Source organism: Clostridium sp. CTA-5 (assembly GCF_054768135.1).
On sequence record NZ_BAAAAT010000001.1, the window covers coordinates 776,783 to 791,091 of the forward strand.

At 29.0% G+C, this 14,309-nt stretch carries 15 protein-coding genes; all 15 read left to right on the forward strand.

The window, feature by feature from the left end:
• Window positions 1-25 precede the first annotated feature (25 nt).
• The 15 genes from hpdB (at window position 26) to ACYUET_RS03700 (ending at window position 14,287) form a co-directional block, all read left to right on the forward strand.
• Entirely contained in the window at window positions 26-2,743 is a 2,718-nt protein-coding gene (gene hpdB / locus ACYUET_RS03630) for a 4-hydroxyphenylacetate decarboxylase large subunit (protein ID WP_460277883.1), read from the forward strand.
• 4 nt (window positions 2,744-2,747) lie between these two features.
• Complete coding sequence (gene hpdC / locus ACYUET_RS03635) at window positions 2,748-3,032, forward strand: 4-hydroxyphenylacetate decarboxylase small subunit (protein ID WP_460277884.1); 285 nt, start codon at window positions 2,748-2,750, stop codon at window positions 3,030-3,032.
• Between the two features lie 94 nt (window positions 3,033-3,126).
• Complete coding sequence (locus tag ACYUET_RS03640; protein WP_460277885.1) at window positions 3,127-4,392, forward strand: MFS transporter; 1,266 nt, start codon at window positions 3,127-3,129, stop codon at window positions 4,390-4,392.
• 121 nt (window positions 4,393-4,513) lie between these two features.
• On the forward strand, window positions 4,514-5,455 hold the full coding sequence (gene hpdA / locus ACYUET_RS03645; RefSeq protein ID WP_460278234.1) for a 4-hydroxyphenylacetate decarboxylase activase: 942 nt from the start codon (window positions 4,514-4,516) through the stop codon (window positions 5,453-5,455).
• Between the two features lie 345 nt (window positions 5,456-5,800).
• Entirely contained in the window at window positions 5,801-6,814 is a 1,014-nt protein-coding gene (gene aroF, locus ACYUET_RS03650) for a 3-deoxy-7-phosphoheptulonate synthase (RefSeq protein ID WP_460277886.1), read from the forward strand.
• Between the two features lie 146 nt (window positions 6,815-6,960).
• Window positions 6,961-7,260: a hypothetical protein gene (locus ACYUET_RS03655; RefSeq protein ID WP_460277887.1), complete on the forward strand. Its 300-nt coding sequence runs from the start codon at window positions 6,961-6,963 to the stop codon at window positions 7,258-7,260.
• Window positions 7,261-7,677: 417 nt separating this feature from the next.
• A complete protein-coding gene (locus ACYUET_RS03660) occupies window positions 7,678-8,841 on the forward strand; it encodes a 1-propanol dehydrogenase PduQ (protein ID WP_460277888.1) in 1,164 nt (387 codons plus the stop codon).
• 526 nt (window positions 8,842-9,367) lie between these two features.
• On the forward strand, window positions 9,368-10,213 hold the full coding sequence (gene pduB / locus ACYUET_RS03665) for a propanediol utilization microcompartment protein PduB (RefSeq protein ID WP_460277889.1): 846 nt from the start codon (window positions 9,368-9,370) through the stop codon (window positions 10,211-10,213).
• A gap of 141 nt (window positions 10,214-10,354) precedes the next feature.
• Window positions 10,355-10,915, forward strand: a complete 561-nt coding sequence (locus ACYUET_RS03670; RefSeq protein WP_460277890.1) for a BMC domain-containing protein — start codon at window positions 10,355-10,357, stop codon at window positions 10,913-10,915.
• Window positions 10,916-10,927: 12 nt separating this feature from the next.
• Window positions 10,928-11,212, forward strand: a complete 285-nt coding sequence (gene pduA, locus ACYUET_RS03675) for a propanediol utilization microcompartment protein PduA (RefSeq protein ID WP_460278236.1) — start codon at window positions 10,928-10,930, stop codon at window positions 11,210-11,212.
• Between the two features lie 166 nt (window positions 11,213-11,378).
• On the forward strand, window positions 11,379-11,657 hold the full coding sequence (pduA, locus tag ACYUET_RS03680; RefSeq protein ID WP_219778554.1) for a propanediol utilization microcompartment protein PduA: 279 nt from the start codon (window positions 11,379-11,381) through the stop codon (window positions 11,655-11,657).
• A gap of 25 nt (window positions 11,658-11,682) precedes the next feature.
• Window positions 11,683-12,339, forward strand: a complete 657-nt coding sequence (locus ACYUET_RS03685; RefSeq protein ID WP_460277891.1) for a phosphate propanoyltransferase — start codon at window positions 11,683-11,685, stop codon at window positions 12,337-12,339.
• A gap of 2 nt (window positions 12,340-12,341) precedes the next feature.
• Window positions 12,342-13,163, forward strand: coding sequence for an ethanolamine utilization protein EutJ (gene eutJ, locus ACYUET_RS03690; protein WP_460277892.1), 822 nt, complete (start codon window positions 12,342-12,344; stop codon window positions 13,161-13,163).
• Between the two features lies 1 nt (window position 13,164).
• The gene (locus tag ACYUET_RS03695; RefSeq protein WP_460277893.1) at window positions 13,165-14,007 is read left to right on the forward strand and encodes a flavoprotein; all 843 of its coding nucleotides are present in this window, start codon (window positions 13,165-13,167) and stop codon (window positions 14,005-14,007) included.
• A gap of 10 nt (window positions 14,008-14,017) precedes the next feature.
• Window positions 14,018-14,287: a EutN/CcmL family microcompartment protein gene (locus tag ACYUET_RS03700; protein WP_460277894.1), complete on the forward strand. Its 270-nt coding sequence runs from the start codon at window positions 14,018-14,020 to the stop codon at window positions 14,285-14,287.
• Window positions 14,288-14,309: the final 22 nt, after the last annotated feature.

The window sequence follows — 14,309 nt, forward strand, 5'->3', positions numbered from 1 at the left end:
TATAAAAAAGGAGGAGTGTTATTAGATGGATGCAAAAACAAAGTTAGCTGATATTTTGGCTGAAAAGGGATTACCAATTAATTTTCAATTTGGTGGAAAAGCTCCAGAAGAAATGATTGCACGTGAAATAGAAAAGGAACCAACACCTAGAGCTAAAAGATTAAGAGAGATTTATTATGATACATTATCTACTGCAAATACAGAATTCCCTTACTGGTATAACAGAAGGTGGAACGAATTAGAAGGTGAAGTTGATATTATTAGAAGAGCAGAAGCTCTTAAATGTGCTTTTTCACATTTAACCCCTAATATTATACCTGGTGAAAAATTAGTTATGCAAAAAACTAATTATTATAGAGGATCTTTTCCAATGCCTTGGCTTTCAGAAGGTTTCTTTGTAGCAAAGGAAGATGAATTATACAAGGAAGCATTAAATAGAGGAAGTGCAAGTTCAGGAGAATTAAGTAAATTTGGTACTGGTGGTGGAAATGTTACTAAAAGTTTTGGTAATGTAGTTTCTATAGCAGGTAAATTCGGAATGAGACAGGAAGAAATACCAGTATTGGTCAAACTTGCAAAAGAGTGGGTCAATAAATCTGTAGATGATCTAGGGCATAAATATGAACAAATGGTACCAGGATACCAAATAAAAGAAAATATAATGAAATCTTTAATTTGTATGTTTGATTCAGGATTTACATTACCACAAGGAAGAGAAGTAATAAATTATTACTATCCTCTACAATATGGTTTTGATGCTTTAATAGATATGGCTATAGAATGTAAGAAAAAAGTAGCTGGAAATGCTGATGGAGATGGGCTTATAGGAATGGACCGTCTATATTTTTATGAAGCAGTTAAAGTTACATTAGAGGGAATTCAAAATTGGATTTTAAATTATGAAAAATATGCAAGAGAATTAGCAGAAAATGAAAAGGATGAAAAGCAAAAGAATGAATATATTGAAATAGCTGAATGTCTTGAGTGGATTGCACATAAACAACCACGTACATTTAGAGAAGCGCTTCAACTAAGTTATATAATTCATATATCAGTACTTAATGAAGATGCCATTTCTGGTTTATCACCAGGAAGAGTAGGACAAGTATTATATCCATGGTTTAAACAAGATATTGAGGCAGGAAGGACAACAGAAAAAGAAGTACTAGAACTTCTTGAACTTCATAGAGTTAAATTTACATGTATAGACTGTTTCGCTTCAACAGGAGTTGTAGGAGGAGTTCTTTCAGGTAATACATTTAATAACTTAACTCTTGGAGGACTTAAAAAAGATGGAAGCTCAGCAGCAAATAGATTAGAATATCTAATAGTTGAAGCTGGTATAACATGTTCTACACCACAACCTACATTATCATGTTTTTATGATGAAAAATTAGAAGAGGAATTTTTATTAAAATGTATTGAATGTGATAAGACAGGCTCAGGATATCCTGCTTGGATGAATAATCGTGGAGCAATAGAATTTATGATGAATCAATATGGCGATGAAGGAATGACTATTAATGAAGCAAGAGCAGTGGCAATAGGTGGATGTCTTGAAACATCACCATGTACTTGGAAGGAACTCTCTTTAAATGGAGAAAAATATGATATTCCAGGTGGAGCAGGACAACCTACATCTGTTGGGGTTCATTTTATTGCAAATCCGAAAATATTAGAACTTGTCCTTACTAATGGAAAGGATTACAGAAATAACCTACAAGTATTCCCAGAGCATAACAAAAAACTTGAAACTTTTGAAGAATTAGTTGATCAGTTTAAAAAATATTATGAATTAACTTGTGATGTTCTTGCAAAAACAAATAATATACAACATGATATTTGGCGTAAGAAAAATATGTCTATTATGAATTCATTATTGAAACCTAATTGCCTAGATGTAGGACAACATATTGGAAATTTAGGTTATAAGTATAATGCAACATTTAATATAGAAAGTTGTGGAACTATTAACACAATAAATAGTTTAGCTTCACTAAAGAAACTTGTATATGATGAAAAGAAATATACTATTGATCAAATAAAAGAAGCAATGCTTAATAATTTTGGATTTAAAAAGGCAGACGAAATAGGAAGTTATTCATTAGCTGACCAAGAAAAGGCAGACACTAATTCTAAATATGATGATATTTATGGAGATTGCCTATTGGCACCTAAATATGGAAATGACGATCCATATGTTGATAGTATTTTAAAAGATTATGAAGAATGGTTCTGTAATATGTGCTATAACTATGAATCATTATATGGTAAGAAGATGTATGCTTGTCAAATTTCTGTTTCAACTCATGGAGCACAAGGGGCAGCAACATTAGCAACTGCCGATGGACGTTTAGCAGGAACAACTTATGCAGATGGATCAATGTCAGCTTATCCTGGAACAGATAAGAATGGACCATATGCATTGTTTACATCAGCTACCGTTTGGGATCATAGTATGTCTCAAAATTCTCAAATGAATTTAAAAGTTCATCCTAGTGCAATTAAAGGTATAGAAGGTTCTAAAAAACTTTTAGATTTAACACGTTCTTATATGAGGAAGGGTGGATATCACATTCAATATAACGTTGTGGACTCTAAAGTATTGAAGGATGCACAAGTAAAACCAGAAAATTATAGAGATTTAATGGTACGTGTTGCTGGATTCACACAATATTGGTGTGAAATTGGTAAGCCAATACAAGATGAAGTTATTTCAAGAACTGAGTATGAAGGGGTGTAATAAAATGGCAAATGAAAATATAAAACACAATGATTGTAAAAATTTTTGTTCAATAGATGTTGCAAAGGGAATTTGTAGATTATCAAATAAAATGATTTTTACCGACACACCAGTTTGCAATAATTTTAATGAGGCCTATAAGTGTAAAAATTGTTTGAATTTTAAAAATGTAGATAAGGATAACATGGGAACTTGTACAGGTTTAAAAATTGAATCTTGGACATTTGGAGATTTAAGTGCAGTTACTTGTGAAGGATATAAGTCAAATAAAAAATCTGATATAAAATAACAATTTAAAGATGAGTAAATAGAATTTGAAAATCAAAGAGGGTATGCTAATTTAAATAACATACTCTCTTATTAATTTAAAGGGGTTAAGAAGTATGCAAGAAAAAAATGCAAAACATTTAGGTCATATGGTCGTGCTAGCCTCTTGGTTAGCTGTATTTTGTTTATTTGGTTTTAGATCAACTTTTTCCATTTTACAAGTACCTATGTCAAAGAGCCTAGGGTGGCAATCATCACAATTAACTCTTGGATATTCTTTAATGATGACTGTATATGCAATTACTGCTTACTTTAGTGGAATGATAATTGATAAATGGGGAACAAAACCAGCATATGCAATAGGATCTGTATGTGCATGTCTTGGATTTTTTGTGACAAGTTTTGCACAAAGTTATTTAGGATATTTGATTCCTTATGCAATTTTTGCAGGTATTGGTACTGGTATGCTTTGGGTTTCTTCAACAGTATCTGTTCGTAAGTGGTACGTTGGAAAGTCTTACGGTAGTATGTGGGGCATTGCATTTATGGGAGCTCCAATGGCACAAGTAGTTTTAAGTCTACTTGTTAAACAAGTGCTTAAAACTACTGACTGGAGAGTTGCTATGAGAGGACTTGCAGTTGTTGTTCTTATTGCACTTGTAATTGCTGCAACTGTAGCAAAAAAGAATCCAGAAAACTACGATTTAGAGCCTTTTGGATTAGAATCAGTTAAAACAAGTGGAAAAAAAGATTCTGGAAAGATATGGTCAGTAAAAGAAGCATTTAGTATATTTCCTATTTGGGGGGCTATTTTAACATTCTTAGGAAGTATGCTTGGAGAATTTTTAATATGGACTCAAGTTGTTAAGTATTGGAATGTAGATGTGAAAATGTCATTAAGTACTGCAACTAATCTTTATATAGTTATAGGTATTGCAGGAATATTTACAATGCCTATTATGGGTAGAATAGCAGATAAAATGGTTGGAAAGTACAATAATAACGAAGCTAAAGCTAGAAAAGTTATGCTTATATTTGCCCCTGTTATTGGTATTCTAGCTTGTATATTCTTACTTATGAGTAAAAAATCTATTATATTTGGTGTGCTTGCATGTATTCTTTTTGCTATATATTGGGCAATAGAACCAGGTGGAGTAGCTGGTTATGCAGGTTCTATATATGGAAATAAAACTTTAGGAAAAATATGGGGACTTTCAACATTAATTGTAATGGCTATAGGGCCAGCAGTAGGAAGTTTTATGGGAGCGTATTTATATGATTTATCAGGAAGTTATTTTAATTCTATAATATTTGCGGGATGTTCATTTGTATTTTCAGCTATCATTGCAATTTTATTACCACTTTCAGCTAAAGGCAAATAATAAAATAGGAGTATTTATTGCATAAGCAAAGAAGGGAGGATGGGACTGTCTCAAAATAAAAAAAGATAAGTTTTAAATTAATATTTATATATAATATTTTTTGAGATGGCCCCAATATTTTATAATGAAAAATAAAGGACTTATTTTTGATATTCAAAGTTATTCAGTTCATGATGGACCGGGTTGTAGAACTACTTGTTTTATGAATGGATGCTTTTTAAAATGTGAGTGGTGTGCAAATCCAGAAAGTTGGACTGATAAAGAAAAGATTATGTTTGCAGAAGGAAAATGTAAGCATGATCAAGGATGCAATAGATGTGAAAAAGCATGCAATAGTAAATCAATTAGTTTTAATAAAGATGGAAAAATAAATATAAATTGGGAAGTTTGCAGAAACTGTACTACATTTGAATGTGCAAATGTATGTTATAATGAAGCATTAAGAATTTGTGGAAAATATTATACTGTAGATTCGTTATTAAAAATTTTAAATAGAGATAGAGGATTTTGGGGTGAAAATGGGGGCGTTACGTTTAGCGGTGGTGAACCTTTTTATCAAAGTGAGTTTTTAATTTCAATGTTAAAACAGTGTAAGGAAGCATATATAAACACAGCTATTGAAACTACAGCTTTTGTAGATACTGATATTTTTTTAGAAGGAATGAAATATGTGGACTTTGCGTTTATAGACATTAAACATATGGATAGAAAGAAACATAAAGAAAAAACAGGTGCATATAATGATTTAATTCTTAAAAATATAGAAGCTTTAGTTAATTCAAAGTGGAATGGAAGATTAGTTCTTAGAACTCCTATAATCTACAAGTTTAATGATAATGAAGAGAATGCTATAGCTACAGCAGATTTTATGAATAAACTAGGAATTTATGAAATCAACTTATTACCATTCCATAGAATGGGAGATTCAAAGTGGAATCAACTTGGGGAAAAGTATGCTTACAGTAAACAAGAGATAACCACTCAAGAAAAAATGGAAAGTCTTCAAGAGGTATTTTTGGATAGAAGAATAGCATGCTATATTGGGAGTGATACCACTTTTTAACTAATATAATAATTAAGTTTAAGTATTTTGTTCTGTTTAGGATGAAATACTTTTTATTATTTAAATTAGTTATAAAATTTAAATTAAGTATTAGAATTTTATAAAAGTTTAAGTTTAGTTAAAAATATTATATTAAGCATAAAACTCAAATAGGAAATGAAACAAAAGAGTGAAAAATTGTTTATAATAATGGTATACTATAACTTGGTCAATGGTTAGAAACAAAAGAAAACATATTATTTGACTATTAGAATATTTTTATGTAGGTTTTAAAAGAAAAATATATGAAAAATTTAATAGATCAATACGCTTTTTGGTTATTTTTATATAGGAGAAAATAGTAAGATGATAATTGTTATGAAATCAGAAGTTACAGAAGAAGAAGTAAAAAAAGTAAAATCATTAATTGAAAAAATCGGATTAAAAAGTAATTTATCTAAAGGTAGAACAAAATATGTATTAGGAATAATAGGAGATACATCGATAATAGATACTAAAAAAATACTAGCTTTTTCAGGAGTAGATAAAGTAATAAAAATTCAAGAACCTTTTAAGAAGGCTAATAAATTATTTAGGGCAGAAAATACTGTGATAAAAGTTCGAAATTCAATTATTGGAGGAAAAAATTTAGGAATAATAGCAGGTCCATGTTCTGTTGAAAGTGAAGAACAAATCGTTGAAATTGCAAAGAAGGTAAAAAATGCAGGAGCAAATCTCTTAAGAGGAGGAGCATTTAAGCCTAGAACTTCACCGTATAGCTTCCAAGGATTAGAACTTGATGGATTAAAATTATTAAAAACTGCAAAACAGGAAACAGGCCTTCCAATAGTGACTGAACTTATGTCTACAGATTACATAGATAAGTTTGTTGAGGATGTAGATGTTATACAAATAGGAGCTAGAAATATGCAAAATTTTGACTTATTAAAACAGGTTGGAAGAACTAAGACACCTATTTTATTAAAAAGGGGATTATCTGCAACAATAGAAGAATGGCTTATGTCAGCTGAATATATAATGTCTGAAGGAAATGAAAATGTAATTCTTTGTGAAAGAGGAATTAGAACATTTGAGACTTACACTAGAAATACGTTAGATTTACAAGCTATTCCTGTTATTAAAAAGTTATCTCATCTACCTATTATTATTGATCCAAGTCATGCTGGTGGATATGCTTACTTAGTAGAACCTATGGCTAAGGCTTCGGTTATAGCAGGTGCAGATGGACTTATGATAGAAGTTCATAATGATCCTAAAAATGCATTAAGTGATGGACAACAGTCAATTAAACCGGATGAATTTAAAATATTAATGAACAAAGTTAGATCTTTAGCTAAAATAGAAGGAAAAGAAATCTAATATATTTACATATATAATTTTATGATGAGCTTTATATTGTAGCATAAAGCTCATCATAAAATATTTACAATTCTGTAAAGACATAAAACGAAAGCTAAAAATACGTTTAGTGTATTCTATACGATATATATAAAGAGGTGTTATAAATGGCAAAGAAAAATAGTAGGAATAATGATTTATTAAAAGATACTAAAGGAACAACAAGTCCTAAGATTTATACATTGTTAGTTGATTTAGTAAATGAAGATAAAGAAAAATTGGCAGAAGATGTGTTGAAAATAGATTATTTAATAACGTATGCAAGTAATTGCATAAAAGATAAAGATTTTAGAGAAGCAAAAGATGTTTTAATTATGATAAAAACAAGAATAGATAAGTTAAAAGATGAAGGGGTAAATATCGAACATATAATTTATCTTTATGATAAATTAAAATCTAGATTATAAATGTATTAACTAGATTAGAATATATATAATAAATATTTAATTTTAATGCTATCACAGGAATAATAAAATTTGTGATAGCATAATTTATATTAAACCAATTATAAATATTAGTGATTCAATTGTTATAATTTATTAATTCATATTAAAAACATGCAAAACTAAGTTAAAATATTAACATAAAAATAAAAAAATAATTGTACAAATTTTCAGACTTTTGATATAATTAACTTAGAAGATGGAAAATACCACAAAAATAGGTTAAAAAAAGATTAAAAACGAATATTTTAAAGATGTTTTCTAAATTTTCAAAAAATATACTTGAAATTTTTGTTTATTATGGTAAAATCAAAATAATTAGGAATGTTATTATATTAACAAGCAATATATTCTCTAAAATAATATGGGGGTATATAGTAGATGAAAAATTTTAAAATTCCAGCAGAAATATTGTATGATGATGATGCAATACAATATTTAAAAGAATTAAGATCAAAAGGAGTATTTATAGTTACTGATAAAATTATGTATGATCTTGGAGTTACAGATAATGTAACTAATATACTTAAAGAAAATTCTATAAAATATGAAATTTTTACAGAAGTGCAACCAGAACCTACAATGGAAGTAGTCACACATGGATTTAAAAGATTTCTAGATTACGGGGGAGATACAATAATTGCAGTTGGAGGAGGGTCAGTAATAGATGCTTCGAAAGCTATGATATATTTTTTGAATGTTTTAAGACAAAAATCTCCTAATACTAATCAACCAAAGCCATTTTTTATAGCTATTCCAACAACAAGTGGGACAGGCTCAGAGGTTACATCATATGCAGTTATAACTGATGCTGAAACTCATACTAAAATACCATTAAAGAGTAATGAAATGTATGCGGATATAGCACTGCTTGATTGGAACTTTACTAAAACTGTACCACCTACAGTAACTGCAGATACAGCATTAGATGTATTAACTCATGCACTTGAGGCATATGTATCAGTAGGAGCTTCTGATTATACAGATGCTTTAGCTAAAAGTGCAATAGAAACTATATTTGAATATGGAGAAAAGGTATATAAAAATGGATTGGATCAAGAAAGTAGAATTAAAATTCATAATGCTTCTTGTATGGCAGGAATTGCATTTGAAAATGCAGGACTTGGAGTAAATCACAGTATAGCACATGCATTAGGAGCAACATTTAAAATAACTCATGGTAGAGCTAATGCAATACTACTACCATATGTTGTAGAATATAATTCTTGTTTATTTGATGAAAATGAATACTATGATTTTAAGACTGCTAAAAGGTATAGTGAGATAGCAAGACTTTTAAATTTACCGCATTCTGATTTTAAAGAAGGAGTAATTATGTTTGTAAAAGCATTAAAAGCATTGTTACAATCTGTAGATATACCAATAGCTATAAAAGATTTAGGTGTTGAAGAATATGCTTTTAAATCTGAACTAAAATCAATGTGTGAAACTGCAATGAAGGATATTTGTACAACAGGAAATCCTAGATTAGCAAGTGAAAAAGGATTAGAAAATGTTTTAATAAAAGCTTTCTATGGAAAATAATATTATTTATTACTAAGCAATATAATTTTTTTTGAAAATATTTGTTAAATAATTAACAGTAATAAAGTGATTATAATGCCATGTTAATTACTATAAAGTATAAAAAGATATTTTTTATTCAATATATTGTTAAAAATTCTAACAAATATAAACAATATGTGCTGAAAAATTATTATTCAAATATTTTTCAAAAAAATTTATATATTTATATTTAAATCAATTGTTCTTTTTTTAACAAAATATAGCGTAGCTTTAAATTATTAATGTACAAGCTAAATATATTGTTAAATTAATCAAGTATAAAATCACTAATACTAAAAGAGAAATTATTAGCTGTTAATTTTATTTAAATTCCTAGTTACATATACTAAAGCATTTATTAATTATCAACTTAAATGATAAACTGAGTTCTTAGTCTTAGATGGAATTTTTAAACCATCTGAAACTTAGAAATTTTTATCCAAGAAAAGATGTATTTATTATGCAGGTAATAATTATAGGATAAATTCTAAGGAGGAGATAAAATTTGAATGACCAGTTAATGAACATGATTATGTCAGAAGCATTAAAAAGTGAAAAAAATACAGTTGATAATAAAATATTTGAAAATACTAGAGTAGAATCAAACAATAAAATTAAAAGTAATTCTTCAGAAAATATAAAAAATAATAAATTTAAAATTGACAATCAGATCACTGAGTTTGTAGGAACTGCCCTAGGTGATACTATAGGACTTGTTATAGCAAATATTGATTGTTCTTTACTTAACAAAATGAATATTGAAAAGAAATATAAATCAATTGGAATAATAGGAGCAAGAACAGGTGCAGGTGCACAAATAATTTCAGCTGATGAGGCAGTTAAAGGTACTAATGTAGAAGTTATAAATATAGAACTTGCAAGAGATACAAAAGGTGGAGCTGGACATGGAATTTTAATTTTATTTGGTTCAGACGATATTTCTGATGTAAGACAAGCAGTTGAAATAACTTTAAATGATTTAAATAGGACTTTTGGAAATCTTTATATGAATGAATGTGGACATTTAGAATTTCAATATACTGCAAGAGCAAGTTATGCATGCCATAAAGCATTTAAAGCACCTATTGGAAAAGCATTTGGAATAATTGTAGGAGCTCCAGCTGCAATAGGACTTTTAATTAGTGATACAGCTTTAAAATCATCAAATGTTGAAATATTAGAATACTGGTCACCATCATATAAAACTAGTCATACTAACGAATGTGTTACAACTATTTATGGAGATTCAGAAGCTGTTAAGCAAGCTATGATATCTGCAAGGGAAATAGGAGTTAAACTTTTATCTAAAATGGGAAGTATACCTATTTCACAAACAGATCCATATATTTAATACACTTATTTAGAACCTAAAATTATAAGCTTAGATTAATTTATAAAAGTTATATAGGTAAATTTATAAGCTTTAAATTATACTTATTAAAATAAATATTAATCGTAAATAATTAAAGTTCTAACGTAATTAAAGGGGGTGATGAATCTGGAAAGTTTTGCTTTGGGACTTATTGAAACTGTTGGACTTGTAGCAGGGATAGAGGCTGCTGATATAGCTGTTAAATCATCTAATGTAGAACTTATTGGATATGAAAATTCAAAAGGTGGAACAGTTGTGGTTAAAGTTAGAGGAGATGTTGGTGCAGTAAAAGCTGCTGTTGAATCAGCTTGTACTTCAGCAAAAATGGTAAATAAAGTCTTAGGGACATCTATTATTCCTAGACCTAATAATCAACTTGAAAAGATGATATTTAATTATGATAATGTTGGATTAAATTCATTAAAAGAAAAAAATAATAAAAATTTAGATAATAAAAATTCAAAAAAAATAATTTTAGAAACAGATTCTAGAAAAGAATACAAAGAAGAAAAAACTAATAAGACGGAAGAAATAAGAACTTCAGAGTATGATTATCAAAAAATAGAATTAATTAAAGAAAAAAATAAAATAACGTGTAATTTGTGTATGGATCCAAAGTGCTCAAGAAAAAAAGGAGAGCCAAGGAATTCTTGTATACATTTTAATGATATTAAAAAATAAGAGGAGGATATTATTATGCATGATGCATTAGGAATGGTTGAAACAAAAGGATTGGTAGGGGCTATAGAAGCAGCAGATGCAATGGTGAAAAGTGCAAATGTAACATTAGTAGGATATGAAAAAATAGGTTCAGGATTAGTTACAGTAATGGTAAGAGGCGATGTTGGAGCAGTAAAAGCAGCAACAGACGCAGGAGCAGCAGCAGCACAAAAAGTTGGAGAAGTAGTATCAATTCATGTAATACCAAGACCACATATGGATACAGAAAAATTAATACCTAAAGTAAATGTTGAGTAATTAATTATCAAATCAAAAGATTAATTTTCCCGATTCAAGATAATATTTTATAAATAACTTATTCTTTAGTAAATCTTAAAGATAATTTTAAAATATTTTAATAAGTCATTAGTTAATAATAGAAAGTAAACACTAAAAATTATTAATAAATAAGGAGGATTTTTATATGAGAGATGCATTAGGAATGGTTGAAACAAAAGGATTGGTAGGGGCTATAGAAGCAGCAGATGCAATGGTGAAAAGTGCAAATGTAACATTAGTAGGATATGAAAAAATAGGTTCAGGATTAGTTACAGTAATGGTAAGAGGAGATGTCGGAGCAGTAAAAGCAGCAACAGACGCAGGAGCAGCAGCAGCACAAAAAGTTGGAGAAGTGGTGTCAATTCATGTAATACCAAGACCACACATGGATACAGAGAAAATTTTACCACAAGCTAATGCTTAATATAAGAAAGGGGTAGAGGTTTCACATGGTTCAAGTAGATATAGAAAAAATTGTACTAGCTGTTACAAATGCAGTACTAAAAGAATTGAATAAATATGATGATAGCTTAATACCCGTAGGAATCTCAAATAAACATATTCATCTTGGTCTAAGAGAACTCGAGGAGTTATTTGGAAAGGGATATAAACCTAGTATAAAGAAAGAATTAAAACAACCAGGACAATATGCTTATGATGAAACAGTTGAAGCAATTGGGCCAAAAGGATATTTTGAAAGAATAAGAGTACTTGGACCATTAAGAGAATCTACTCAATTAGAAGTTTCAATATCTGATGAGATCAAGCTGGGAATAGATGCTCCAATAAGACAATCAGGAAAACTTGAAGGTACTCCAGGAATATTATTAAGAGGTCCTAAAGGTGAAATTAAAATAGATAGTGGTGTAATTGTTGCTTCAAGACATATTCATTTATCTTCAGAGTATGCAAATAAGTATGGATATAGAGATGGAGAGATGGTAAGTGTAACAAGTTATGGTCCAAGAAAGTTAACTTTTCACAATGTAGTAATTAGAGTTTCGGATGATTTTGTTCCTGAGATGCACATTGATATTGAAGAAGCAAATGCTTCAGGATTAAAAAATGGAGACAGAATAAAAATAACCAAAGTTGAAGGGGTTTAGCTATGAGTTTATTTGATAAAAATGAGAAGTTAGATGTTTTCTATAATTTAATAAAGGATGAGCAATTCCGTGAATATAACAATAATATAAAAGTTGGAGTCGATTTAGGTACAGCAAATATTGTACTTTCTGTAGTTGATGAATTTGATAATCCAGTTGCAGGTGCATCATATTCAGCATCTGTTGTAAAAGATGGTCTAGTAGTAGATTACATTGGTGCAATAGAGATTGTTAGAAATTTAAAATCTAAAGTAGAGAAAATTTTAGGTAAAGAAATAAAGTATGCTTCAACAGCTATTCCACCAGGTACTTTAAATGGTAATGTAAAGGCAATAGCAAATGTCTTAGAGGCAGCAGATATAGAAGTAGTTAGTATAGTTGATGAACCAACAGCAGCAGCTGCAGTTCTTGGAATTACTGATGGTGCAGTTGTTGATGTTGGTGGGGGAACAACGGGAGTAAGTATTTTAAAAGATGGTAAGGTACTATATACTGCTGATGAGCCTACTGGAGGAACTCATATGAGTTTAGTTATTGCAGGAAATTATAATATATCTTTTGAAGAAGCAGAAAAAATTAAAAAGGATCCTAATAGAGAAAAGGATAATTTCTTGCTTGTAAAGCCTGTTATAGAAAAGATGGCTCATATAGTTAAAAGGCATTTAGAAGGATATGATGTTAAAAAAATATATGTTGTTGGAGGTGCTTGTAGCTTTAGTGAATTTGAAAATGTATTTAAAAAAGTTATAGGTATTAAAACAATAAAATCAAGTAGACCTTTGTTAGTTACACCTTTAGGTATTGCTGTTAGCTGCATTAAGTGAGGTGAAAAATTTGAATTTTGATGAACTTGTTAAGGTAGTTTTAAATGAAGTAATGAATCAAATAGGTGATAAAGCTACTTATAAAAATAGTAAAAAAGCAATTGTATTTTTTACAGGTACTTCTATTGGAATAGAAGAAAGTATTATTCAAATAAAAAAACTTAAATATCAAGGTATAAGTTTCAAGGCGGTTTTATCAGACGCAGCATTAAATATACTTGATATGAATATCATAAATGATATTTTTGGTGAAGGGAATATATATATTGATGGAAATCATAGTAACAATAAAAAATTATATGAAGAAGATTTTGAATTATTAATAGGGGCAAACTTAAGCATAAATTCTTTAGCTAAAATATCAAATGGCATTGGAGATACTTTACCTACAGCGCTTATATCAAAATGTATTTTAAATGGAACCCAAATTATAATTTCGAAAGATGCAATTGATTTAAAAATGTTAAATATAAATGGAAAAGTACCAATCTCATATATAAATATGATTAAAAGATATTTAGAGATGATTGAATCATATGGAATAGAATTATTAAATTCAAAAGATTTGTTTAATTTTGTAATTAATAATGAATCTGTAAGAAATATTTTAGAAAGTGATGAGGTTGATAATAAAATATCAATTAATAATTATATATATAAGTCTCAGTGTACTGATGCACAAGAAACATCTTTTGAATGTAAAATAAGTAAAAAAGTTATTTCTAGAGAGGATATTGTTTCAAATTCAGAAAGTAAAAATATTGTAGTTCCAAGTAATGCAATAATTACAGCACTTGCAAAAGAGTTAATTGATGAACTTGGAATACAAATTATAAAAAGGTAGGTACAAAAATATGTATTTAGCAAAAGTAGTTGGAGTAGTTGTTGCTACAACTAAAAATGAAGGACTAATAGGTAAAAAGATATTAGTGGTACAACCGTTAAATACAGATTATGATCCAGTAGGAGAGAGTGAAGTAGCAATAGACTCTGTTGGAGCAGGTTGTGGAGAAGTTGTATTGGTAACAAGCGGTGGATCAGCACGTCAGGTGTTTAATAATCAAGATACGCCTATAGATAAGGCAATTGTAGCTATCGTAGATAGCGTTGAGGCAAATAATTAATAAATAGAAAAGTAGGGGGAAC

Excerpts from the sequence above, each read along its gene's own strand:
- hpdB (WP_460277883.1), top strand. The coding sequence starts at position 26 with ATGGATGCAAAAACAAAGTTAGCTGATATTTTGGCTGAAAAGGGATTA.
- hpdC (WP_460277884.1), top strand. The coding sequence starts at position 2,748 with ATGGCAAATGAAAATATAAAACACAATGATTGTAAAAATTTTTGTTCA.
- ACYUET_RS03640 (WP_460277885.1), top strand. The coding sequence starts at position 3,127 with ATGCAAGAAAAAAATGCAAAACATTTAGGTCATATGGTCGTGCTAGCC.
- aroF (WP_460277886.1), top strand. The coding sequence starts at position 5,801 with ATGATAATTGTTATGAAATCAGAAGTTACAGAAGAAGAAGTAAAAAAA.
- ACYUET_RS03655 (WP_460277887.1), top strand. The coding sequence starts at position 6,961 with ATGGCAAAGAAAAATAGTAGGAATAATGATTTATTAAAAGATACTAAA.
- ACYUET_RS03660 (WP_460277888.1), top strand. The coding sequence starts at position 7,678 with ATGAAAAATTTTAAAATTCCAGCAGAAATATTGTATGATGATGATGCA.
- ACYUET_RS03670 (WP_460277890.1), top strand. The coding sequence starts at position 10,355 with ATGAATCTGGAAAGTTTTGCTTTGGGACTTATTGAAACTGTTGGACTT.
- pduA (WP_219778554.1), top strand. The coding sequence starts at position 11,379 with ATGAGAGATGCATTAGGAATGGTTGAAACAAAAGGATTGGTAGGGGCT.
- ACYUET_RS03685 (WP_460277891.1), top strand. The coding sequence starts at position 11,683 with ATGGTTCAAGTAGATATAGAAAAAATTGTACTAGCTGTTACAAATGCA.
- eutJ (WP_460277892.1), top strand. The coding sequence starts at position 12,342 with ATGAGTTTATTTGATAAAAATGAGAAGTTAGATGTTTTCTATAATTTA.
- ACYUET_RS03700 (WP_460277894.1), top strand. The coding sequence starts at position 14,018 with ATGTATTTAGCAAAAGTAGTTGGAGTAGTTGTTGCTACAACTAAAAAT.